18 protein-coding genes are annotated in these 25502 nt (G+C 41.1%); 9 read left to right on the forward strand and 9 right to left on the reverse strand.

Annotation, left to right across the window (positions count from 1 at the left end; genetic code table 11):
- Positions 1-20 precede the first annotated feature (20 nt).
- Positions 21-776, forward strand: a complete 756-nt coding sequence (locus AACU33_RS02835) for a lipoate--protein ligase family protein (RefSeq protein WP_096586944.1) — start codon at positions 21-23, stop codon at positions 774-776.
- 205 nt (positions 777-981) lie between these two features.
- Here AACU33_RS02835 and AACU33_RS02840 read toward each other — a convergent pair whose 3' ends face one another.
- The 6 genes from AACU33_RS02840 to AACU33_RS02865 all read right to left on the reverse strand — a co-directional run bounded on the left by AACU33_RS02840 (position 982) and on the right by AACU33_RS02865 (position 8949).
- Entirely contained in the window at positions 982-1644 is a 663-nt protein-coding gene (locus AACU33_RS02840) for a Uma2 family endonuclease (protein WP_096586945.1), read from the reverse strand.
- A 17-nt stretch (positions 1645-1661) separates the two neighbouring features.
- Positions 1662-3599, reverse strand: a complete 1938-nt coding sequence (locus AACU33_RS02845; RefSeq protein WP_096586946.1) for a tetratricopeptide repeat protein — start codon at positions 3597-3599, stop codon at positions 1662-1664.
- Positions 3550-4899 (reverse strand): P-loop NTPase fold protein, encoded by a 1350-nt coding sequence (locus tag AACU33_RS02850; RefSeq protein WP_096586947.1) that lies wholly within the window; start codon positions 4897-4899, stop codon positions 3550-3552. The genes AACU33_RS02845 and AACU33_RS02850 overlap by 50 nt, the downstream gene beginning before the upstream one ends.
- Before the next feature lie 691 nt (positions 4900-5590).
- Complete coding sequence (locus tag AACU33_RS02855) at positions 5591-6652, reverse strand: aromatic ring-hydroxylating oxygenase subunit alpha (protein ID WP_096586949.1); 1062 nt, start codon at positions 6650-6652, stop codon at positions 5591-5593.
- Positions 6653-6710: 58 nt separating this feature from the next.
- Positions 6711-8147 (reverse strand): MlaD family protein, encoded by a 1437-nt coding sequence (locus AACU33_RS02860; protein ID WP_096586950.1) that lies wholly within the window; start codon positions 8145-8147, stop codon positions 6711-6713.
- Between the two features lie 16 nt (positions 8148-8163).
- The gene (locus tag AACU33_RS02865; protein WP_096586951.1) at positions 8164-8949 is read right to left on the reverse strand and encodes an ABC transporter ATP-binding protein; all 786 of its coding nucleotides are present in this window, start codon (positions 8947-8949) and stop codon (positions 8164-8166) included.
- A gap of 133 nt (positions 8950-9082) precedes the next feature.
- Here AACU33_RS02865 and AACU33_RS02870 point away from each other — a divergent pair, with 133 nt between their 5' ends.
- The 3 genes from AACU33_RS02870 to AACU33_RS02880 all read left to right on the forward strand — a co-directional run bounded on the left by AACU33_RS02870 (position 9083) and on the right by AACU33_RS02880 (position 13756).
- On the forward strand, positions 9083-10594 hold the full coding sequence (locus AACU33_RS02870; protein WP_096586952.1) for a phytoene desaturase family protein: 1512 nt from the start codon (positions 9083-9085) through the stop codon (positions 10592-10594).
- A gap of 351 nt (positions 10595-10945) precedes the next feature.
- Complete coding sequence (locus AACU33_RS02875) at positions 10946-12301, forward strand: serine/threonine-protein kinase (protein ID WP_096586953.1); 1356 nt, start codon at positions 10946-10948, stop codon at positions 12299-12301.
- 138 nt (positions 12302-12439) lie between these two features.
- Positions 12440-13756 (forward strand): agenet domain-containing protein, encoded by a 1317-nt coding sequence (locus AACU33_RS02880; RefSeq protein ID WP_096586954.1) that lies wholly within the window; start codon positions 12440-12442, stop codon positions 13754-13756.
- 27 nt (positions 13757-13783) lie between these two features.
- On the opposite strand, the gene AACU33_RS02885 is transcribed toward AACU33_RS02880, so the two are convergent.
- Entirely contained in the window at positions 13784-14077 is a 294-nt protein-coding gene (locus AACU33_RS02885) for a hypothetical protein (RefSeq protein WP_339375722.1), read from the reverse strand.
- Positions 14078-14577: 500 nt separating this feature from the next.
- On the opposite strand from AACU33_RS02885, the gene AACU33_RS02890 reads away from it, so the two are divergent.
- Entirely contained in the window at positions 14578-18024 is a 3447-nt protein-coding gene (locus AACU33_RS02890; RefSeq protein ID WP_096586956.1) for a COR domain-containing protein, read from the forward strand.
- 120 nt (positions 18025-18144) lie between these two features.
- On the opposite strand, the gene AACU33_RS02895 is transcribed toward AACU33_RS02890, so the two are convergent.
- Together AACU33_RS02895 and AACU33_RS02900 are read right to left on the reverse strand one after the other, a co-directional pair.
- Positions 18145-18630, reverse strand: a complete 486-nt coding sequence (locus AACU33_RS02895) for a YcxB family protein (RefSeq protein ID WP_096586957.1) — start codon at positions 18628-18630, stop codon at positions 18145-18147.
- An 87-nt stretch (positions 18631-18717) separates the two neighbouring features.
- Entirely contained in the window at positions 18718-20349 is a 1632-nt protein-coding gene (locus AACU33_RS02900; protein WP_096586958.1) for a CocE/NonD family hydrolase, read from the reverse strand.
- Positions 20350-20516: 167 nt separating this feature from the next.
- Here AACU33_RS02900 and hisC point away from each other — a divergent pair, with 167 nt between their 5' ends.
- From hisC to AACU33_RS02920, 4 genes are all read left to right on the forward strand, one after another.
- Complete coding sequence (hisC, locus tag AACU33_RS02905) at positions 20517-21566, forward strand: histidinol-phosphate transaminase (protein ID WP_096586959.1); 1050 nt, start codon at positions 20517-20519, stop codon at positions 21564-21566.
- 108 nt (positions 21567-21674) lie between these two features.
- Positions 21675-22460: an S-layer homology domain-containing protein gene (locus AACU33_RS02910; protein ID WP_096586960.1), complete on the forward strand. Its 786-nt coding sequence runs from the start codon at positions 21675-21677 to the stop codon at positions 22458-22460.
- Between the two features lie 3 nt (positions 22461-22463).
- A complete protein-coding gene (locus tag AACU33_RS02915) occupies positions 22464-24356 on the forward strand; it encodes a WG repeat-containing protein (RefSeq protein WP_096586961.1) in 1893 nt (630 codons plus the stop codon).
- A gap of 466 nt (positions 24357-24822) precedes the next feature.
- Positions 24823-25476: an NIL domain-containing protein gene (locus AACU33_RS02920; protein ID WP_096595105.1), complete on the forward strand. Its 654-nt coding sequence runs from the start codon at positions 24823-24825 to the stop codon at positions 25474-25476.
- Positions 25477-25502: the final 26 nt, after the last annotated feature.

The following is a 25502-nucleotide window of genomic DNA, read 5'->3' on the forward strand; positions in this document are numbered from 1 at the left end:
TTTGGAGTTTGCTATATCGGATGCATAGCAAGCAGGTTTGGCGACTAATTCCTTTGCTAGAAGCTGCTGGTAACGTGCAGATGGCGATTGACCGCTGGTTGCTAGCACAGCACCAGTCAGGAAATCATCCGCCAACGCTGCGGTTTTACACTTGGTCGCCAGCCGCTATTTCTCTCGGTTATCATCAACACCAATATCCAGAATTTTGGTCAAATTTGATTTGGCAAGGTGAAAAACTGGATATAGTCAGGCGTCCTACTGGTGGAAGAGCAGTATTACACCAAAGCGATTTAACTTACGCTGTCGTTACATCTGGATTGCATGGCGTAGACGCAAAGCGGCTTGTCGCTAGACATCGCCTCCAAGCTTACCAAAAAATTTGTGAGTTTTTGATTCAAGGCTGGCGATCGCTTGGCGTGGAATTGCAATACGGTACTGCGGGACGCGGCTATATTCATAACCCTAATTGTTTTGGTACTGCAACAGGTGCAGATTTAGTTTTAGCTGATGGAGCAAAACTAATTGGTAGCGCCCAACTGCGACGTGCTGGGGCAATTTTGCAACATGGTTCGATGCGGTTAAACCAAGATGCTGAATTATTTACCCAGGTGTTTGGTGGAGAAGCTTGGACAAAGGTACAACTACCTCAAGGTTTAAGTGTAGAGATAATTATGACAGCTTTGATGGCGGCTGCTAGTTATTGTTTTGAGATGGAGTTAGTTGTAAAACCTCTGTCTTCATCTGAGTGGGAAGAGATTTTGGCTCAATCTAAGTAGTAATTCAAAATCCAGGCAATCGCATAAATTATATGATGTCTGGCAAATTACCCTTAATATGTCATTGCGAGTGGAACGAAGTGGAGCGAAGCAATCGCAAGGGTTGGGGATTGCTTCCCTACCCTACTCTTCGAGAACGCCTGACGGCGAACGGGAACGCTTTCAGCGAACGGTCGCAATGACAAGTGCTAAAACGGACATGATATTACTGCTGGATTTGTTCTTGCAGCATTGCACGGAAAGCTCGCTTAGTTTGGGTTTCTCCTTGAGTTTTGCATTGTGCTAAAAAATCGTAAACCATTGCTTTAGTTAATATAGGAAATGTTGCACTAGTTGCTGATTCTTGATATTCACCATTCTGCAACAGATAAATAGTTAAATTTGTCCCGTTATAGCGCCAAAATTCGGGAACTTTCATTTCCTGATAAAGTTGTTTTTTATTGATATCTGTATGAGTTATATCTACTTCTAAAATCAAATCTGGAGGTGGATCTACTGCTAAATCTACTGTTTTACCTCTCACAGCAGGCTCATTTTGAATGTAGTAACATTTATCCGGTTCTGCACCCACTTTTGACTCTGGTATTTTCAGTGTAGTAGAAGCCATACTTTTGATATTGAGATTAAGTTCTTCTGTTAAAAGGTGAATCAACATCCCAATATGTTCGCTACCACTTTCATGTTCTTCTAAAGGGGTCATAATCTCTAACATACCCTGGTAGTATGTGAGTCGGGCTGCTCGGTTATCGCCCAAAGCATCGAGAATTTGCTCGTAAGCCTGCCAACTAATGTTATGAAGCGTGACACGCTTTTCTGCAAGTGGTTTTTCTGTAGGAGTGCTGTTTATCGCTTGATTGGTAGTAACCATTTACATCTCCTTCCACATCACTCTGGTAATCTGTCTAAAATCTCCCGCGCCACTGCTGCCCAATATTCATCTTTATACTCAATATATATCTCTAACGCTGTCTGCAAATTCGCCCTCGCCTCTGGGAAGTTTTCCTCCGCTTCTGCAAGTGTTCCTAAACAGTGGTAAGTAAGTGCTTGCTCATAGCGATCGCCATATTCGATTTTGATAGCCAAAGCTTGTTGATAATTGCACCGCGCCTCCTCAAATTCCCGCAATTCTTGGGCAACTCTTCCCAACTGGTGGTAGGTGCTGGCTTGGGAATAGCGATCGCTATATTCGATTTTGATAGCCAAAGCTTGTTGATAATTGCGCCGCGCCTCCTCATATTCTCGCAAACCTTGAGCAACTATTCCCAGGTTGTGGTACGTGCTGGCGCTTAAATAGCGATCACCATATTCGATCAAAATAGCCAAAGCCTGTTGGAAATTCCGCCGTGCTTCCTCATATTCATGTAAATTTCCGGCAACTATTCCCAACTGGTGGTAGGTGCGGGCGCTTGAATAGCGATCGCCATATTCAATTTTGATCGCCAAAGCTTGTTGATAATTGCGCCGCGCTTCCTCAAACTCCCGCAAATCCTCAGCTACCATTCCCAACCCGTGGTAGGTGCTAGCTTGGGAATAGCGATCGCCATATTCAATATAGATAGCCAAAGCTTGTTGATAATTGCGCCGCGCCTCCTCAAATTCCCACAAATTTTGGGCGACTATTCCCAACTGGTGGTAGGTTTTGGCTTGGGAATAGCGATTGTCATATTCAATAAAGATAGCCAAAGCTTGTTGATAATTGCGCCGCGCCTCCTCAAATTCCCGCAAATCTTGAGCAACTCTTCCCAACTGGTGGTAGGTACCAGCTTGGGAATAGCGATCGCCTAGCTCTTGATATATTTCTAAACACTGCTGATAAAATTCATTAGCCTGTGCAAATTGTCTCAATTCTAAGTAAGCATTACCCAAGTAAAACAAAGCCCTAGCTTCCTCACGCTTATTTTCTAGCTTTTGGGCAATATTTAATGCTTGTTGATAATAAGTAATTGCTGTCTCAAATTGTCTTTGCTGAGAATAAGTCTTTCCTAACGAATTAAGAACTTTTATCTGAAAGCTACTATCTTCAAAACTCTCAGCAATTTTTTCGGCTTCTGCTAAATATTCCCTGGCTTTTTCTGGTTTGTTGTGACTGATATAAGCCAATCCTAATTGATGTAAAACATTACTATACCTACGGATATTGCCATCAGGTACATGATACCCAGTAGGTTTATATTCCATCAACAGACGGTTTAATACATCAATGCGTTCTTGCTTTTCTGGTGGTGGTAATCTATCGACAATTCTCTCTGTATTTTGAGCTTGGTTTAACGCCTGTTCTTTAGTATTCTCTGGCGTTTTAAACCTAAATATTCCCGAACTCCAAGCCCAAAAATCTGGTGCGAATTTAGCTAGGCGGGTAATGGCATAGTCTGGCAGAATAAATAATATTGGATAAGGAACAGTTCTTTTATAAGCATCGCGAACAAAATTCAAATCTTGTAATACTGGGGGATACTCGCCAAAAACGCCAATAGATTTCTCTAGCCCCCGCACAATCAACACTAATTTTTTGTTTGCATCTACTTGAATATTCGCTAATTCTTTCACAATCCCATCCCGAAGAAACCGCAAGTTTTCATCAGGAAAATTGAGAATATAAAACTGAATCTGTTCGCATTCTGGGTGAGTTTGCAAAGCTGCAATTAATAAGTCTGCATCTGGAGGGAAATTAACTTCTACAAAACCCAGCGTGAATTTTTCGGCAAAGTCGATAAAAGTCAGTAATTCAGCAAATACATCTTGATTCAGTGTAATAAACTGCCCAAGTTCGGCGTTATGACTTTCCTGCGAGTGCTGATTCAAGTGCTTTTTGGAAGAATTCATTTTGCTTCACCACTGGATTAGGATAATTCCACCGTTTATTGCCGTTGTATTCTAAAACTGAAGTATTAAATAACATTAACTGACCAATATCATCTTTACTAACATCTTTGGTGATACACACCTGGGCTAAATAATGATAATGTTCTTCCGGTATAAACCTTTCAAAACTAAATTGTTGCTGCTTAATCGCATAAGTGACATCTTCAGCCGTGATTTTGGGATGCTTGCGTGTACTAGCAGTTTGACAAGCGGTTCGCATCATTTGCATTAATTGACGCACGTGACCACCACTAGCTTTGGCTAATTCTAGCAATTCTTGGCGAGATTCAAAGACAGCATCAACATCTACGCGCTTTTCAATTAAACTCGCTGTTGCGTCTAGTCCTGCTTGATTGCAATTTAAATGGCAAGTATCCTTTTCTAATTCATAAATATTTACCATTGGCACGATATGGGGATTACCATCAAACAAAGCTAAGGGATTTTTAGGCGAACACAGAATAGAAATAGGGACTGTATAAATAATAGTGCAGTGCAATTCTTGCAATTGAGCCGCATAGTCAAAAAATAAATGGTTAGCAACCGCAGGCGGAACGCGATCTAGGTTGTCAAATATAATTAGTAAGCCCTTATAATCTGGGTATTTTTTTCTGAGTTTAACGTAAGCATCACCTAGCAATAAATTAATATCTGCCTTTAGACGAGACAAGTCTTTTTCTAAAGTTTGGCGAATTGTAGTTTTTTGTTTATCAGACCCTTTAATTTGCGCCAGTAACTTGACCATTAATTTTGCAATAAATGGTGCTTCTGGTTGCAGTGTCGCTTCTCCCTCGATGCTGACTGATTTCTCGACAGTTTCTTCGGTTTCTTTGGTAATGTCTTTAAACCATTCTTCAAAGTTATGTAAGAGTTTTTCGTCAAATTTTAAATCTAATTTTCTTAGCTCAAACTCTACTTGCTTGATGACGATTAAATATAAATCTGTATAACTAGCGTCGTTAATATCTGTTTCTTCATTTACTTCTAGATAAATTACGTGATAGTTTTCTTCCCAGAGCTTTTGAATGCGTTTTAACTCGGTGCTTTTACCACAACCACGATGACCAGTAAATAAAATAGTGCTAAAATCTGCTGGTTCTTGAAAATCTAAAATAGTACTAACGCTATCAACGGCTGAAGTTTTACGTACTGCTGATAAATCAACATAATATTTTTCGATGTCTTCACCTTCTAAGGGTTCTAACGTACACACTTGAAAGGCTGTTTTAAGAGTATTAGCACGTTGATAATTTATAGTCATTTGTCATTTGTCATTTGTGATTTGACAATTGTAGTGTCTCACAAATGATTTGCGACTGCCATACAACTTGTCTATAACAAAATTTTAGGCGATCGCTCTTATTCCTCAACAAAGGTCAGGCTTAGTACGTCAGGGTGTAGTTCCCAGTTATAGTAGGTGCATTATGGGGAAACGCCTAATAAGTAGTTGGACAAAAATATTTACAGTCATTGCGAGCGAAGCGTTCGCTGAAAGCGTTCTCGAAGAGTAGCAATCCCAGCCTTTGCGATTGCTTCATTTCGCTTCGCTCCATTCGCAATGACATTATGTAATTAATTCTGTCCGACTACTTACACCGCCGATTACAGTCATCAGGTTAATTTTGCAAGCTGACGTTTTAATATAACAGCCCGATGCATTGGCATAACAAGCCGACGTTTTAATATAACAGCCCGATGCATTGGCATAACAAGCCAACGTTTTAATATAACAGCCCGATGTTTTGGCATAACAAGCCAACGTTTTAATATAACAGCCCGATGTTTTGGCATAACAAGCCAACGTTTTAATATAACAGCCCGATGTTTTGGCATAACAAGCCGATGCATTGGCATAACAGACCAGTGCATTAACAATGCAGGGTAATGCAGTCAAATTGTAGTAACGGTACTACCTACCATTCGCTAGTAGATTGCAATAGGGAATCTTAATATCAAGCGCGCCAGTGCAATACTTGACTCTTCACCGGGTTAACAAATGGACGACCTTCAGCGATCGCACGTGCATATTCCCGCTTTAACTGGTAATACCATTGCGCTTGCACATCTGAATCCTTAATCAGCCGCAGCACTGGATCGTACTTCAGCCCAATCTGCTGCTTTTCAACTACTGTGCGGTCTTGTCCTAGAAAAGCCCGTGTTAATACACGAATCAACGGCTTGGCGAATCCCGCCCAAGGTACTGTCCAATAAAAGGCGAAATTAACTTCGCTTTCTGTTTCCGAAATTGGTGTAATTGCTGTCAGATTGGTAACTTGATGCTTGGCGGTTGTTGTGGTTTCTACCCTGACTCCGGGTATTTGAAAAGTAATCTCTGTTTCGGGGATTCCGCCGCCAATGAAGCGATAAGCTTTACCTGTATTGGCTGGTAATTGGTGTTTACGCATGGTAAACCCGTAAGGTGAAGCGTCAAATTGCTTGATTTCGTCGTGGAGTTTTCCAGAACGCCACCACCATACTCGATGAACGTAAGGTGAATGGGCGGGGTCCATCAAACCTAAGACTGCATGATCGATAAAACAGGGAAACCGCATCACTTCTACTAACTGCGGCGGGCGATCGCCAAAGCCAGGAATCTCTGGAATTTCGGGAATTTCTCTTGTTGAGGCAGGAGACTTAGATTTACCCGTTTCTGGCATGAATATCCAGATATTACCTTGCTTTTCGCGAATCTCGTAGGATTCTACATTGTAGCGATTTAAATCTACATCGTGCCCTTCTACTAGAGAAGGTATTGCAGTGCAACGTCCTGCATGGTTAAAGCGCCAACCGTGGTAACAGCATTCTACTTCCTGCCCATCAAATCGACCGCAACTTAAAGGCACAGCCCGATGCGGACAAAGATCCTTTAAGGCAAATACTTTACCCTCTCGGCTACGACACAGAACTATCGGTTCGCCCAAGAAAACACGGGAAACCATCTTACCGGGTTTTAGGCGATCGCTTGGCAGAGCATAATACCAAACATTACGCAAGAAAAAATTGTCATTTGTCATTGGTCAAGAGTCAATAGTCAAGAGTCCACAGTTAATAGTAATTCTTCGCGTCTCCGTGTTAGGGCGTAACTTTGTCCTTCTTTTCCTCATTCTCTGCTATTTTCTCTTGCGTTCGTTCTTTACTATACTGCCGTAGTCGCTTTAATAACTCTTCAGAAGATGGTTCTGGGGTGGATAAGGTGAAAGTTGGCTGGGGGTTTTTATCCAGATTTTTCAAAGCATTCGGTAAGGGATTAATCGTTACCGTCTGCTGCTTTGGCGTTGGGGTGGAAACTACTGCATTTGGTTTATTAATCGATGCTTTGAGAGCATCTAAGGTAACTGCAATCTTTGCTTGCTGCTCTGTTTCTTGTGTAGAGGATACCAAATTACTCAAACCATTGACCAATTGACGCAAATTGCTGCGGAATTTCGGGTCGCCTGTTAGTTCATCTAAATCGGCGGTAATTTTTTGCGTGTTTTCAAATGTAGCTCTGGCTGAATCTAAAGTTTGTTGCAGTAAGACTGCATTTTTCGGGTCGTTTAAAGAATTTGTCGCATTGCGTAAATTGGTTGATGCTTGGGCTGCATTCGCTGAGAGAGTTTCTAAATTTTTGATGATTTCTCCTTGGGTTAAGCGATTCACAGCAGGCGATAAGTTAGTGAATGTTGTGCGTAATTGGTTGCTGGTTTCGGTGAGATTGTTCAACGCAGTAACCAATGACGAACGATTGGTTGTGACTAAGTTATTGAGGTTAGTTAACAACTGACTGGCTTGAGTGGCTGTGAGACTAAATTGTCTTGCTGCGGAACCTAGTTCATTTACTGTGCGACTAGAAGATGTCGTCAGTTGATTTGTAGCTCGTTGTACGGAAGTAGCTGTCGCAGAAAACGTGCCGAGTTGACCTTGAGCATTTCTCGATAAAGTCTGGAGATCTCGACTCAGAGAAGTCAGACTAGTTGCTGCGGCTGTAGAGGATTCGAGTAATCTGTTAACATTCCGATAAAATTTTGGGTCATTGTATACAGTCGCCAACTCAGTTGTGCTGCGAATCAGTTGGTCGATACTGATACCAACTTGACCTGGTAAATGAGCGCCATTACAAATAATTAAATTGCGATCGCAATTTTTATCTAGGGGTTTAGCGGTGACAGCCCCAGCAGGTATAGAAGATTTGGGTGTGATATCGATAATACTTTCGCTAATCAATCCACTTTGATTGGCTTCTACCACCACATCCTTAGGAATGATTAAATCGGGTTGGACAATTTCTATTTCCACTTCAATGTTATTTGCCATTGGTCGAATAGCGGAAATATTGCCTACTTTCACGCCCCGGTAGCGGACTGTTGAACCTTTCTGCATCCCGCCAGCGTTAGCAAATTCCACAATAGCTTTGTATGAACTGCGACTAGCACTTACTCGATTCAACCACACAACGATTAGTCCAAAGACTCCCAGCCCCATAAGGACTAATAGCCCAACAGAACCTTCTCTGACTGTACGCGATCGCATATGATTCCTCCATCCATTACCCGACGACCTGAATCGGCCCTTGCACACTTCCACTCATGAATTGTCTAATCAATGGATGGTCGGTGCTATCTATTTCACTCACTGTACCCTGCCACTGCACTCTACCTTGATACAGAAATATAACTCTATCCGCGGTACGACGAATTGTACTGTCTTGATGAGTCACAATAGCATAGGTACTGCAAACGCCCTGTGAGCGTTGCAAATGGCGAATTAAATCTTCGATGACTGTTGATGCAATCGGATCGAGTCCAGCGGTTGGTTCGTCGTACAGTAAAAGTTCTGGCCCTTCACGATCGTTTTCGGGGTTAGACATGATGGCGCGAGCAAAACTTACGCGTTTGCGCATCCCACCGGAAAGTTCGGATGGATATAAATCTCCGATTCCCGGTAAGCCTACCATCTCTAATTTGTTATTTACCATGTCGCGAATGCGCGATCGCGCTATCTTGGAGTTTTGATACAGTAAAAACCCCACATTCTCTTCTACTGTTAACGAATCGAATAACGCCGCCTGCTGAAACACCATCCCAATCCCAACATTATCAGCCGCATCTTCAATTAAACCGTTTCGCTTCACCCCTCTTAAATAAATTTCTCCTTCATCAGGAAGCAGCAATCCCGCAATCACACGCAAAATTGTCGATTTACCAGTCCCGGAAGGGCCTATAATTCCTAGTGCTTCTCCCCGATAAATGGTCAAATCTATATTATCTAAAACCTTATTGCTACCAAAGGACTTAGACACGCCTTTTAATTCAATTAATGGTTCATTTGTCATGGGTTATTAGTCATTGGTCATTGGTCATTAGTCATTGGTCATTAGTCATTGGTCATTGGTTTTAGACAAAGGACAAATAACAAAGGACAAACGTAATTGATTTTAGACAAAGGACAAAGGACAAAGGACAAAAATGCAAAATAGTGATGTCATAGTCATTGGTAGCGGTATCGGTGGGTTGTGTGCTGCGGGATTACTTGCTTATTATGGCAAGCAAGTAATTGTATGTGAAAGCCATACCATTCCTGGGGGTGCTGCTCATAGTTTTCGACGCAGAGGATTTGAATTTGATTCTGGCCCTTCTTTCTACTGTGGTCTGGCAGACGCCCAAAGCTTGAATCCGGTAAAACAAGTTCTGGATGCTCTTGGTGAATCCATTCAAGTTATACCTTACGATCCTTTAGGACACTACCATTTTCCTGAAGGCACTATTGCAGTCTACAGGGATGCAGAGCGTTATCGCCATGAGGTGGAGAGAATTACGCCTCAAGGTGCTAAAGAACTGCAACGCTTTACAGAACGTTTATTAGGGTTGTATGAAGTGATGCGGGATATTCCTACCCTAGCGTTGCGAGCAGATTGGCAGGTAATTTTAACATTATTTAAAAATTATCTACCTTCTTTAGTGAAAATGTTGCCCTACTTACCGCTAGTGCAGAGTTCAGTTGGTAATGTCATGGATGCAACAATACAAGATCCTTGGGTGCGGCGACTCATCGATTTAGAATGCTTTTTGCTTTCAGGTTTAAAAGCACACGGGACAATTGCACCCGAAGTCGCTTTTATGTTAGGCGAACGTTCCCGTGCTGGTGTTGAGTATCCTGTAGGCGGGAGTTGCGCAATTGTTCAAGCTTTAGTTAGGGGTTTAGAACGCTGGGGTGGAAAGTTGCGTTTAGGATGTCACGTCGAGCAAATCTTAGTAGAATCGGGTAAAGTTGTAGGCGTGAAGTTACAAAACGGCGAAATTCTCCACGCGCCGATTGTGATTTCCAATGCGAGTATCTGGGATACCTACAATAAATTATTACGTCCCCAAGATTTACCTGTAACTTACCACCAAGAAGCCTTAGAAACTCCAGCCGTTGCAAGTTTCATGCATTTACATTTAGGTATCCGCGCCGATGGTTTGGAAAATTTAACAGGTCATCATGTAGTAGTCCACGATTCGCAGCAAGAGATCACCACACCCGGAAATACCTGCATGATTTCAATTCCTAGTGTATGGGATGCAAGCCTTGCGCCCCAAGGACATCATGTAGTTCATGCTTACACCCTCGAACCCTACACCGGATGGGAAAGGAATGAAGAGTATGCAGAAAAGAAACAGCAGAAAGCCCAAACCTTATATCGCGCCTTAGAGAAGATTATCCCCGATATCAAGGAGCGTGCGGTTATAGAACTAATTGGTACACCCTTAACTCATGCTCATTATTTGCGCAGGTATCAAGGAACCTACGGCCCGGCTATTGCAGCAGATAAGGGAATGTTTCCCAGTACACACACACCCATACAAGGTTTATATCGCGTTGGTGATAGTACTATGCCAGGAATTGGTGTCCCTGCGGTAGCTGCGTCTGGGATTTTATGTGCCAATACTTTAGTTAAGTTGCAGCAGACAGAAGCTTTGTTAAAGAATTTGAGATGATTCTTTAATCCAAAATCATATAATTTAAAAGGCGATCGCTTACCCATGAGCTTGGTATAAGATTTAGAAATAAACGTAGGGTGGGGCATCGCCCACCAGATTAGGGTTTTAAATATACGCAGATTTTTCAATAATCAAATCGGATTTCTATAGAAGGCGATCGCTTAACCATGAGTTTCAGTTAAGTGTGTGTTTCTTTCGCTATAATTCCCAACAGGGATTTTATAAAAATTCAAAATTAGTAGTAGAGTGGGCATTGCCCACCCTGCTTAAAGCTGACTTATTTCTGTGTCACCTATTCTCTATTCCCAACCTCTACAAGTAAGTTCACAAATCAAATAGAAGCGCTATATGATTCAGAACGGAACAATCATCAGAGGACATTACCGAATTCAAGAACGGCTGGGAAGTGGAGGATTTGGTATTACTTATTTAGCTGTGGATATAGACAAGCCCAGCCATTCCAATGTTGTAGTTAAACAACTAAGTTTGCGCAGAAATGACCCGGAAAATTTGCCTTTGGCGAGAAAATTATTTCAAAGAGAAGCAAAAGTTTTAGAACGCCTGGGAGCAAAAGACGATCGAATTCCCGAACTCTTCGCTTACTTTGAAGAAAATGAAGAATTTTATTTAGTTCAAGAATTCATAGATGGTAAAGATCTGAGATCGGAAATTATTCCAGATCAACCATTAAGGGAAGAAAAAGTAATTGCTCTATTACAGGATATTCTCAAAGTCTTAGAAGTTGTACATCAAGAAAATGTAATTCATCGAGATATTAAACCCTCAAATTTGATTCGGCGATACTCCGATGAAAAAATTGTCTTAATTGATTTTGGTGCTGTTAAGGAAATTAGCACTATAGAAGTTAACGCCAACAATCCCCCTAGCCTCACGCATAATGTAGGTACTCCTGGTTATACACCTGTGGAACAAGAACAAGGTAGTCCTAAATTATCTAGCGATATTTATGCTGTTGGGATAGTGGGAGTTCAAGCATTAACTGGTTTACTTCCCAGGAATCTAGAAAAAGACTCTTCTGGAGAAATTATCTGGCGCAAACACGCACCGCAGATTAGCAATGCTTTAGCTTCAGTTGTAGACAAAATGGTTTGTCGTAATTATCAGAACCGTTATGAGTCAGCTACAGAAGCTTTGACAGCTTTAAATAAAGCAATTGAAGTAACATCTACTAAACCACCAAGCCAATTTGCTAGTTATATTTCTGCTACACAATACACATCAAGATATCCGGCAATTGCAAATCTAGCTTTATGTTTATCTTTAATTTTTAATGGCTTTTATGCATTTCAAATTATGCAAAAGTTGTTTAGAGATAGAATATACCAAAATGACAATGAAGTCGCAATTAATATGCGAGATGTTTGTCAGAGTAATATCATTTATCAAGATATCCCCGAAATCAAACAAATTGGTATAATCAACATTCAAAAACTAGGGCCGCATTATGAGGATGAATTCACAGATGTTTGGCCTGTGTTTCGCTGGGTTTGTTTATATAAAATTAAATCAAAACGCAGTGGTTATCAGTTTGAAGTTCCAGCCAGCGATCGCAACGCCACAAAGCGCGTAGGTATGGACTTAGATGCTTATTGTAGATGGAAATATCCAGACAAGGACAAAGCTAGTCATCATGACTACAATGACCATAACTCATTAAGGTGTGTCCGTCCTCATCCGCAATAATACTGTTTTACTACTTGATACATTGAGCCAGCAGGGAAGGGTAACAAGTCTCAGCTTGTACCTTTTCCTCAGTATTCGACATCTCAAAATCATTGCGTATAATTTATTACTATACCTTTGAGTTGCGAGGATTGATTTATGGATAAGTCAATTATTCAGTTGGTTGACGAATTACCCAATGATAATATTACTATCAAAGTCTTAAAGGCTCTCGATTACGTCGCCCCAGGAGAGTGGACAAACGTCGTAGGCTTTGACAATAGCATCCGTGAAATTACTGGTGAAACTGATGCCAAAGTAATTCAGCGAATTCGCGATCGCGCTGTCTCTCTCTATCAAGATCCGCAAAATGGCTACCAAACTGCCATTAAACTTTATCAAACCATCGATAAAGCCGACACAGCTATGGCTACAGCAGCTTTAGCTAATAAAGTAGGTGAAAAAATAGGCTTTCTCTCTTTTTTAAGTAATATCACTCCCAAAGCAGATGTCACTCAAACTATAGATTTAGTTCTAAAAATAGCAGTTGAAATTATCGCCTTCTCTAAATTAAATGGTATTCCTAGCCCCAATCCCCAAGCATTTGCTGCTTCTTTAGCAGAAAACTACAAAAATGCATCCTTAATGCGGATGGTAGCTTTAGTTTGTCTCGATGGATTGCTACCTTTAGGGCCAGATTTCCTCAGCAAGATTCACAGTATTATTAGTGGTGCTGATGCTAGCAGCGCAGTAGCGCAAAATCCCGTCTTCTTAGCAGTTAACAGCGCTTTACCAGGTAATAACCCCAGCGAGAAATTTGGGTTTATCACTCAAGCTTTCAACTCGGTGCAAGGCTGGATGAATAACTTAGTAGCTAGAACAGGCGTCACACCGCAGTCTCTTTCCAGCCATTTAGGTAGTTTTATCCAGATTGCCGATGATAACTTAGATTTCGTTGCCGCATTCTTGGATCAAACCACCAATTACTACGAGCATACAGGAATTCAAACCGTAGCTCGCGCCGTCATTTTGCGATCGCATTCTTTGGTTAAAGCCGAACTTCCCCAAGATGCGCCACAGTCACTCCAAGCTACTTCATCGTCATCAGCTGCGGCGAAGTCTGATACTAGCCAATATGCAGTCAGCAAAACTGTAGAAGTATGGGATGGTGAAGAAGAAGATTGGTATCAAGCCACAATTGAGAAAGTTGAAAATGACCAATTCTTCGTGCATTACCTTGGCTACGGTTCATCCTACAACGAATGGGTAGGCGAAGATGAAATTCGCATTCGCGAACATGGCGCATCTGATAACAATGGATTTGCAGTCAATCAAAAAGTCAAAGTTTGGGATGAAGATAACGAAGATTGGTATTCTGCAAGTATTCAGAAAATTCAAGGTCAGCAATACTATGTGCATTACCTAGATTACGACTCTTCTTATGATGAGTGGGTGGATTTGGAAGAAATTAGGTAATTTGTAATTCAGAAAATAGGCGGTTTTTTAGATCTCTGGCTTTTTGAAAAAGTCGGGGATCTTTTTGTTTACGCAAATTATGTTAGTCAGAATCATGTTGAAGTACTTCCAAGTTGTGTTGAGGTACTTCACAGTTGTGTTGAGGTACTTCACAGCCGTGTTGAGGTACTTCACAGTCGTGTTGGGGTACTTCACAGCCGTGTTGAGGTACTTCACAGTCGTGTTGAGGTACTTCACAGTCGTGTCGAGGTACTTCACAATCATGTTGAGGTACTTCACAGTCGTGTTGAGGTACTTCACAGTCATGTTGGGGTACTTCACAGTCGTGTTGAGGTATTAGGTGATAAGTTTCTCTAACTTAATCCAAGCTACAGCGAAGGCGATGTCTACGACGGGCTACGCCTACGCACTCTTACTTTAGATTTGGGAAAGTGCGTTAGCAGAGTTTAACCAAGCGATCGCGTTATTTGTGATTGGAGTAAAGAAAAGCGATCACAAAAATTAAATATTTTTTGACTACCCTGTGTAAAGCTGAATATTTTTCATAAAATCGCGACGTTCATAACGACAAGCCTAATGTTCATAGTAATAATAACAATGTTCATAACAACAAGCGTGATGTTCCTAAAGTGTAACTAACAGGCGGTGTACTACCCGCTACAAATAAAACAAAGTTTTTATCTTATCGCTTATCCCTTTCCCCGTATTCTTTAAAAGCGCACATTATAATGTGAATCATGTGCGATCGCTTCCTCCTTTATACTGAATGGCTGCGATTGAGAATACCTTTAGAGTAGTAAATATTAGTTCAGTAATTGCTCATGACCGAGGAAGAACTGCTACAGGTAATTGAAAAAGCAGCAATAGATGGTGAAACAAAACTTGACCTTTCTGATCACAGGTTAACGGTTTTACCACCTGAAATTGGAAAACTGGTGAACTTGCAATCGCTCGACCTCAGAAATAATCAACTCACCAATCTGCCAGACGAAATTGTTCAACTGATCAATTTGCAATCGCTCTTCCTCTGGAGCAATCAACTCAGCAGTCTGCCAGGCGAAATTATCCAACTGATTAACTTACAATTGCTCGACCTCAGCAGTAATCAACTCAGCAGTCTACCAGGCGAAATTGAAAAACTGGTAAACTTGCAATCACTCGACCTCAGGAATAATCAACTCAACAATCTGCCAGATGGAATTGTCCAACTGGTGAACTTGCAATCGCTTGACCTCAGCTTCAATCAACTCAGCAGTCTGCCAGGCGAAATTGTCCAATTGGTGAACTTGCAATCACTTGACCTCAGCTTTAATCAACTCAGCAGTCTGCCAAGCGAAATTGTCCAATTGGTCAACTTGCGATCGCTTGACCTCAGGAGTAATCAACTCAGTAGCTTACCAGGAGAAATTGCCCAACTGGTGAACTTGCAATCACTTGACCTCAGCTTTAATCAACTCAGCAGTCTGCCAAGCGAAATTGGACAATTGATGAACTTGCAATCGCTCTTCCTCTGGAGCAATCAACTCAGTAGCCTACCAGGTGAAATCAGGCAATTACCAAATCTCAACAAGCTGGATATTCGTAAAAATCCAGTCCCTATTCCACCTGAGATTTTAGGAGGGGAGAAGTGGTCGCAAGATCCTGGTGATGTGAATGAAATCCTCGATTTCTATTTCCAAGTGCAAGATCCTAATGAAACTGAACCAGTCTACGAAGCTAAATTCTTAATTGTTGGCGAAGGAGGAGTTGGTAAAACTTCTTTAGCTAAGAAAATTAAAGATGAAAGCTACAAACTCCAGCCCAATGAAAAATCAACTGAAGGCATTGAGGTAATCCGGTGGCACTTCACCCAGCCAAATGGCAAAGACTTTCGCGTTAACATCTGGGATTTCGGCGGACAAGAAATCTACCACCAAACTCACCAGTTTTTCCTTACTGAACGTTCTCTCTATGGCTTAGTTGCTGATACTCGCAAAGAGAACACCGATTTTTACTGGTGGCTTAAGGTCGTTGAACTCTTGAGTGCAAATAGTCCAGTTCTTATTATTAAAAACGAAAAACAAGACCGTCAATGCGAAGTTAATGAGCGCCAGTTGCGTGGAGAATTCACCAATTTAAAAGAACTTCTGGCAACGAACTTAGCAACCAATCGAGGTCTAGCAGATATTAAACAAACTATTCAAGACTACATTAGCAAACTTGCCCACGTCGGCACATCTCTGCCAAAACTCTGGGTCAGAGTTCGTTCTGCTTTAGAAAATTACTCCGGCAACTACATCAGCTTTGAAGAATACTGCAACCTTTGCCGAGTCAATAACTTAACTGACCGTAAAGAGATGCTGCGGCTCAGTCGCTATCTGCACGACCTCGGTGTTTGCCTGCACTTTCAAGACGATTCTATACTTAAACACTATGTCATTCTTAAACCAGAATGGGGAACTACTGCCGTCTACAAAGTTTTAGATAACGAAATCGTCAAGAACAACTTGGGCTGTTTTACCCGAGACAATCTCAAAGATATCTGGAAAAACAGCAAATATAGTAATATGCAAGATGAACTCTTGCAACTCATGATGCGGTTCAAACTTTGCTACCCAATTCCTAATCTGTCTGGTAGCTATATTGCCCCGCAACTGCTCGATATCAACCAACCTGAGTACACTTGGGAGAAATCTAATAATCTCATTTTGCGCTATAAATATGAGTTTATGCCAAAAGGTATTCTCACACGCTTCATGGTTGAGACACACCCTTGGATTGAACGGCAAAACCTCGTTTGGAGAAGTGGCATTGTTCTTAACAAAGACCAAACTCGTGCAGAAGTGATTGAACACTACAATCAAAAAGAAATCAAAATCCGTGTAATAGGAAATCGCAAGAAAGAATTGCTGGCAGTCATCACGCACGAACTCGAAAAAATTCACAAGTCTTTTGAGCGTTTGCAGTATGACACTCTTGTTCCCTGTAACTGCAAAAAATGTGAGGTAAACGAAACTCCCTATACTTATCCTTTAGATGAACTACATGAGTTCTTAAACGCTGATGATTACCAGATTCAATGTAGAAAAAGTCGTCAAATGGTAGATGTCCGCAGGCTAATTGATGATGTAAATTTGCCACGCTTAGAAGCAGAACAGGAACTTAATCCCCAAATGGCACCACTACAAGAGGAATTATCTAAGGCGAGAGATGAATCATTCAAAAATCAAGCCATCATGAACTACCACGATTTTCAAATATTAGTGACAGCAGACCGCAAAATTCGCGCTTCTTCAGAACAGGGCGAAGAGTGGGGCGAATTGCGATTGGAAATGAACAGAATTAAGCTGTCTTTAAAACTGATTGAGTCTCGCCAAACAGATGCCGATTTGCTCAAAGCCTTAGGTGGCGAACTTTACCAAGCACTTTTCCCTATAGATATTCGCGGTCAATTACGGGCTACAATCGCAGGCGCACAAGCGAATGACTACGAAGTGCGCCTGCGCCTAGTGTTTGATTCCCCCGAACTAGCCGCCCTCCCTTGGGAATTTCTCTATGATGAGGCTACTAACACTTTCCTCGCAAACAACACCCAAACCGTACTCTCGCGTTATGTTGACGTTCCCCTACAAAAGCGCGACCTCAAAGCCGCAAGCTTACCGCTTAAAGTTCTGCTAGTCATCTCCAGCCCAACTAACTTACCTCAATTAGATGTTGCTGAAGAAGAACGCCTCATCCATGACGCCCTGAAAAAACACATAGATGCAGGCACAATTGAGTTAGATGTGCTACCAGAAGCTACCATCCGCAATATCAATCAAAAGCTGCGAGAAAAGCCTTACAATGTTTTCCACTTCATTGGTCACGGTAAATTCCAGAACAACAAAGGCTGTATTGCTCTGGTAGATACAGATGGCAAATACAAATTATTAGATGATGAGGCTTTTGCCAATTTCTTCTTAGGCAACCGTAACCTAGGGTTAGCCGTGCTAAATTCCTGTCAAGGTGCGGCGGTGTCTTCCAACCAAGCCTTTGCAGGTATAGCACCTAACCTAGTACGCCGAGGAATCCCCGCAGTAGTCGCTATGCAATATGAAATCCTCGACACCACCGCCAAGCTATTTGCTGATGAATTTTACCGCACTCTCGCCCTAGGCTGGCCTGTAGATGCAGTCATCCAAACCACTCGCAACGCAATTTCGATGGAAGTTGGCTTAGATAAGCCTGACTTTGCCACACCAGTGCTTTATATGCGTGCTAAGGATGGAATAATTTTGAGTGGACTGTGATATCGTGTCAAGTTAAAGACTGATCGTTAAAGCGGCAGAGGGAGCAGAGGGGCATAGGAGAAATTACAAATGACTATTGCCTCTTTCAAGCCAAAAAGAATCACTGCTTTTGTGCTGTATTCACCACAATTTAATTAGTTGCTTGCCTTCTAAAAATAAATCAAATCTGTGCATATCTTTCTCAGACTCAAAAGCCGCAACTGGTAAGTAATGAAATTGAACTTTTGTCATATATAAAAAATAATACTCACCCTTTTTGACAACTGTCATAAAATGCTCATATCTAAGCTTGCTAATACTCCCATCTTCAAAAAATATTGCAAAGAAGTTTTCATCCATTTCACAATATCTACTTTGGAAGCTTAACTCAGAAGTTCGCCCTTGCAAACGCAACCAAAGCGGTACAGAAAGAATATAGGCAATGAAACCCAAGCAATACAGCAACCACCAACTAAATTCTTTTTTGATGATAGAAATAATAATACTGATTACCGTCAAAACGGAAAAGATTATTAATGTTAATCTCATACGTTTATAATAATCAACAGCAATAATTGCTCTTAATTCTTTGGGAGATATTTGAAATTGCTTAGTTCTAATCAGCATAATGATTTATAAGTTGTTAGAAAGTAGGATGAGCATTGTCCAGCAAAGCTATGATACGGTGGGCAATGCCCACCCTACAAATACTAATTACGCCGACTTATTTACAGGTAATAAAATTTGAGAATTCGCCTCTCCTCCACAATTTACTGTTAAAGTAATAATCTGAGCATTCAGTAAACCTTCGCTATTAATAACTGCACCAGTTCCAGAGTTCATTGGGTAGGCTGGAAAACAGGCTGCACTCAAACTCAGACGTAAGGCGTGACCTTGAGGAATCTTTGCACAAGTCGCTTGTAATTGAATGGTTATTGGTGCAGAATTCGTCCCTTCTGGACAATGCACATAACCTTGGGTCAAATTATACACTTGCCCGTCAGGATGAACTTCCGACAGCACAGCGCACAAATCATAACTCGGTTGGTCGGCACTGCAAAAGACTTCTACTATTACATCCCCTGCTAAATGCAAGTCTGCGGTTAAGGGTTGGCTGGTGTAAGTTAATATATCTGAGCGTACATCTAAATGCGATCGCTCAAACACTCCTGCCGGAATTGCAGCATGACCGCCCAAAGCTGGAACTGGTCGCCAAGGGTCGTGAACTAATACATCACTAGTGCTGGTTTTTGATTGCTGAGTACTAAGCGTTCCCGAATCTTCGCGGATGCTAGCCAATCCAGTAGTTGCCAAATAATAAGATTGTTGAGTTGATGTTGGTAAGCTGGGGAAGGTGCGCCAAATATTACTCCCCATCTCAAACAAGCAGACTGGCTGTTCTTGCAGTAAACCTGTATCTACATCTTTAAGAAACTGGTCAAACCAGCGAATTTGCATCCTATCTACAGGACTAGCGGCTTTTGGGCCGAAGTCAGCATCACCAACTTTACGACCCCAAGGTAAATGTGCCCAAGGCCCCACTAATAAATGTTGAGGTGTGTTGCTACGGGCTGCCATATCTTTATATAAATGCAGAGTACCCCGCAGATAAGTATCAAACCATCCCCCAATGTGGAACATAGGTAAATCGACAGTTTGTAAGTGGCTTTTGGGCGAAAGTTCTTGCCAATATGCGGCATCTGGTTGGGAATTAGCCAACCAATCGTGATAAAAAGATTCAGGAGCTAGATTTTTGAGTATTTCAGGATTAGTTAAAGGTAGCTTGCGAGAAGCGGAAAATAATGATTTGTAGGCTAATGTATCTTGTCGCAACCGGGCGGTTTCAGTTGCTAATTGAATTGCCCACGCCAGATTAGTTTGAAAACAGAATGCACTACCTTCATAAGCCCAATCCGCATACAAATCATAGCCAATCATTGCCGGACAAATTGTGGTTAAGGCGGCTGGTTTATTCGCGGCGGCATATAGTTGAGTCATGCCTTGATAAGAAAAGCCATACATCCCCACCTTGCCATTACTCTGAGTCAGATTTGCTGCCCAATTTACTGTATCTTCGCCATCGGCAATTTCATGAGCAAATAATTTAAATTCTCCCTCAGAACTGCCTCTCCCCCGGACATCTTGAATCACGACGATGTAACCTTGGGCTGCATACCAGGTAGGATGAGCATAGACAACTGTAGATGCGATCGCTCTACCATAAGGTTGTCGCATTAATAATACTGGAAACTCACCTTCAGCATCGGGACGATAGATATCTGCATCTAAGCGCACTCCATCACGGGTCTGCATAGAAGCTGTTTGTTTGGGAAGAACTTTGAGCATGAGTATGATATGGATACAGATAATTGCAATCGCACCTTCAAAATCACGTTAGCCCATTCCTAGAGAACAGCAAATGCGATCGCCCATTTTTTTAACGAAGATATACTTATTACACTGCAAAAAACGATATCTTCAGAAATTGTAGGTTGATTCCCTGCCCCATCCCCATGACCAATTATTTCCGTTCTAATGTTAATGCAATGGCTAGCTATGTCCCCGGCGAACAGCCGCCACGGGGAACACCAGTTATCAAACTCAACAGCAATGAAAACGCCTATCCTCCCTCACCTGCGGCATTAGAAGTACTGCGAAATATTGATGGTGAATGGTTGCGACGCTATCCAGAACCATTTGGTGGCGAATTTCGGCAAGCTGCAAGTAAAGTTTTAGGTGTTCCTAGTGATTGGATTATTGTCGGAAATGGCAGTGACGAAATCTTAAGCATCGTCATTCGTGCTTGTACTGAACCGGGACGCAAGGTAGTTTATCCCGTGCCTACTTATGTGTTGTATCGCACATTAACCGAGATGCAGGCGGCAGATATTTTAGAAATTCCCTACCGCGAAGATTTCAGCTTACCCTTACCAGAACTAATTGCTGCTGATGGGTCGGTAACATTTATTGCTTCTCCCAATAGCCCCTCAGGTCATGTAGTCCCAAATGAGGATCTGCGGAAATTAGCCAGTCAGTTATCTGGGGTATTAGTCATTGATGAAGCATACGTAGATTTTGCCGACGAAAATGCTTTGGATTTAGTGCAGGAATACGAGAACGTCATAATTATCCGCACGCTTTCCAAAGGTTACTCCTTAGCAGGATTGCGATTAGGGTTTGGGATAGCAAATCCCCTGTTATTGGATGGGTTGTTTAAGGTGAAAGATAGCTATAACATAGATGCGATCGCCTGTGCAGTTGCAACAGCTGCGATCGCCGATCAAGCTTATAAAAACGCTTGTGTAGCCAAGATTAAAGCATCCAGAACTCAGCTAGCATCTGACTTAAAACAATTAGGTTTTCGGGTTTGGGATTCTCAAACTAATTTTTTATTAGCCCAACCTCCCCAAGGCAATGCAGAATATCTCTATCAAAAACTCAAAGAACAGAAAATTTTAATCCGCTACTTTAAGCAGCCAGGATTAGAGGATAAATTACGCATTACTGTTGGCACTGATGAGCAGAATCATACTTTAATAAAGATGTTGAGTTCTCTAATGTAAAATACTTTGTGGGAAAAATTGAAACCACAAAGACACAAAGACACAAAGGTTTTCAAACATTGGTTGCGGGATTTTTCCGCATTCAAATTCTTACATGACAAATGACCAATGACAAATGACATCTTTTCCGATATTCAAAACCATTGGGCAAAAACATCTATTATTGCTGCTGCCCAAAGGAGTATATTAAAAGGTTATCCAGACGGGACTTTTCGGCCTGCTGCACCTGTGACTCGTGCTGAATTTGCGGCGATTATTTCTAATGGTTTACCAAAACAGTCACCATCTCGTCCGGCGATTGATTTTATAGATGTACCAGCTAATCATTGGGCGGCTAAGGCGATTGCTGAAGCCTATCAAACAAATTATCTGTCTGGATATCCCAATCGGATGTTCAAACCCAATGAATTAATTCTGCGCGTGCAAGCTTTAACGGCTTTAGCATCAGGATTAAATTATGGGGTGACAGCAGACCCGATAAATACTGTGAAAAAATATTATGATGATTTTGGGCAAATTCCCGGTTATGCGACACGTGCGATCGCAGCTGCTACAGAAAAGCGCATTGTTGTTAACTACCCAAACATCAAACGCTTGCAACCCAATCAAAATGTTACTAGAGGCGAAATAGCAGCATTTATTTGTCGAGTTCTAGAAATTCCTACCGTACCTTTTAAATATATTCCCGGTGCAGAATTATTTGCGATTCCAGCACAATTTGATGCAGCCGATAATTTTGTAGAAGGATTAGCACGAGTGCAAATTGCTAATAAATGGGGATACATCGACAAAACCGGAAAATTTGTGATTCCACCACAATATGAAGAAGTTCATCCTTTTGCCGAAGGATTGGCATTAGTCAGAGACAATGTCAATAAATCAAGCAAAACCTGATTCATGGAAATTCGTGGTATTTGGCTGACTACAACAGCTAGCAAAGTCTTTAATTCCCAGCGAAATATTGCCGAGGCGATGAACTTTCTCGCAGACACTGGATTTAACGTAGTATTTCCTGTTGTCTGGAATAACGGCTTCACTATTTATCCCAGTCGAGTTATGCGGGAAAACTTTGGTGTTGAAATAAATCCACAATTTCAAGGTAGAGATCCTTTAGCCGAATTAATTGTTGAAGCCAAACGAGTTAATCTTGCCGTTATCCCTTGGTTTGAATATGGTTTTGCTAGTTCCTATCAAAAAAATGGTGGTACAATCCTCGCCAAAAAACCAGAATGGGCGGCGCGCGACTATGCTGGTAATTTACTGACTAAAAATGGTTTTGATTGGCTAAATGCTTTTGATAGCGAAGTACAAAATTTTTTATTAAGTTTATTTTTAGAAGTAGTTAAAAACTATCAAGTTGATGGTATTCAAGGAGACGATCGCTTTCCGGCTTTACCCAGTGAAGGTGGTTACGATCCAAAAACTGTGGAACGCTATCGCCAAGAATTTAATCAACTACCACCAGCAAATCCTAAAGATCCACAATGGTTACGCTGGCGAGCTGATATGCTTTCCAATTTTCTCACCCGCGTCTATCGTGAAGTAATTAGTATTAATCCGGAATTAATTATCTCAATGGCTCCGAGTGCTTATCCTTGGAGTTATGAAAACTACCTCCAAGATTCTCAAAATTGGGTTAACCTTGGGTTAGTCGATTTAATTCATCCGCAGTTATATTGGCGAGAATTTGAACTTTATAAAAGAGATATAGATAGATTAGTAGCTAATCAATTTACCAAACAACAATTGCCCCTCCTAATTCCTAGCGTTCTTTTAAAACAAAATACCTATCGGATTGATGCCGAACATTTGCGCCAAGCACTCAACTATGATCGTTCTGTTGGTATTCAAGGTGAAGTATTCTTTTTCTATGAAGCTTTGCTAGAAGAGAATAAGCTTTTAGCGAATATTCTAAAATCTGAATTTTATGCTCAAAGTGTGGGAAAACTTGACATAAAGGAAATTAAAAATAATAGCTTTACCCATCGACGTATCAATAGTAATTATACTTACCTTAATACATCTCAAGCAAATAACCTCAAGGTACAATTTGATTGGGTTGAACCATTTTCTGAAGGTATGGCAGTCGTCAAGATGGGCTATAAATACGGTTATATTGATAAAACAGGTAAACAAATTGGTCGCCTTCAGTTTGACAATGCTAAACCTTTTTCGCAAGGAATAGCCCTAGTAAACTTGAATAATAAATATGGCTATATCGATACAACTGCCAACTTGGTAATTAAGCCACAATTTGATTATGCGCAATCATTCTCTGAAGGACTGGCAGCCGTAAAAATAGCTAACCAATGGGGATATATTGATAATAAAGGTCAAACTATAATTCCTCCCAAATTTGACGATTCTAAACCATTCACTGAAGACCTAGCAGCCGTAAAAATAGCTAATAAGTGGGGATATATTGATAAATTAGGTAACATTATCATTCAACTTCAGTTAGATGATGCTACTAGTTTTTCTGAAGGTTTAGCATTAGTTAAAATTGGCAATAAATTAGGTTATATAAATAAAACCGGAGCAGTAGTTATAGAACCGCAATTTTACGAAGCTGATATTTTTTCAGAAGGATTAGCCCCAGTTAAAATGGGCGGTAAATGGGGGTATATTAATCAGTTTGGTGAGTTTATCATTCCCAGAGAATTCGATTTTGCAAAACCTTTTGCTGAAGGCGTAGCATTAGTTAACGTTGGTGGAGAATTAAAACAAGATAAGGAACAAGGGACAGCAGATTTTGTTGGCGGTAAATGGGGATACATACGCAAACCATAAATATGCATTTTTCGTAAAAGCTGTCCTACCAATTCAAAATTCAAAATTAAGAAGGTGAAACTCTGCATAAGTCGGTGAGAAAAAACCAAACTATATAACTAAAAGTAAAATCTTTGTATTTGGCTCGTAGTTGCGCTTTAGCGCTATAGACGCAAAGCAGCTTCTTGGACAGTAGCACAACTACAAACCAGGCTAATACACAGTTTCGCGATCGCTCCGCCTCTACGTGTCTAATACGCTTTTAAAAAGATTGTTAAATATACTGGTTGTTTTTTTGTGCTTTTTGTGACATTCTCCTTTACATATGCATTTAATACTAAAACTTGATAGACTTATCGTAGTTTAGCGTTAGCCTAGAAGAGGAGAATCTATATGAGACTCATATCCAGTCGTGCAAACTTGGGAGAACTAAGTTCTTTTGGCTGCAAATCTTCTATTTACCCAATTGCAATGGGGGATTAATCCAATGTCTCCCGATAAAGCTCAAAAATCATCCCCAATTCACAGCCGGATTACAGTACCTCAGAAGTATCACAGACAACCTGTAATTTCGCGGCTAGTATCTCGCTATGGTTTAACCGTAAATATCACAGCCGCATCGCTAGTATCGGGTAGCGAAACTGATGGCTGGTTTGATTTAGAACTTTCGGGAAATCCTCAGCAACTAACTAGTAGCCTATCTTACTTGCAAGAATTGGGAGTAAATTTAGTACAACTAGCGATCGCTAACCAAATTCAATTTAAGCAGCAATCGCAGCCATTTCCAAATCCACTAAAACAAATAATTACCAACCAATCTGAAACGCTAAAAACTCAATGGAAAAAAGAATTCAAAGCCAGAATTTCTCAAGATCAAACTAATCGGCTACGTCTACAACTGTGCATCTTAAAACATTATTATCAGACACCGATAATTTCTCAATTAGTTTCTCGCTATGGATTAACAGTCAATATCATTAGTGGCTTTCTCAAAGCTGATATGCAGGATGACGGCTGGTTTGACTTGGATTTGTGGGGTAGAAAAAAGCAACTTTACTATAGTTTGAGTTACTTAAATAAACTGGGAATACCGATTTGGCCTGATTGGTCAAGTACGGTGGGGCATAAATTTTTGGAGTAAATTTTTTTTGAATTACTGAGTTATAA

The organism is Calothrix sp. NIES-2098 (assembly GCF_963875125.1).
Taxonomy (GTDB): Bacteria; Cyanobacteriota; Cyanobacteriia; order Cyanobacteriales; family Nostocaceae; genus Aulosira.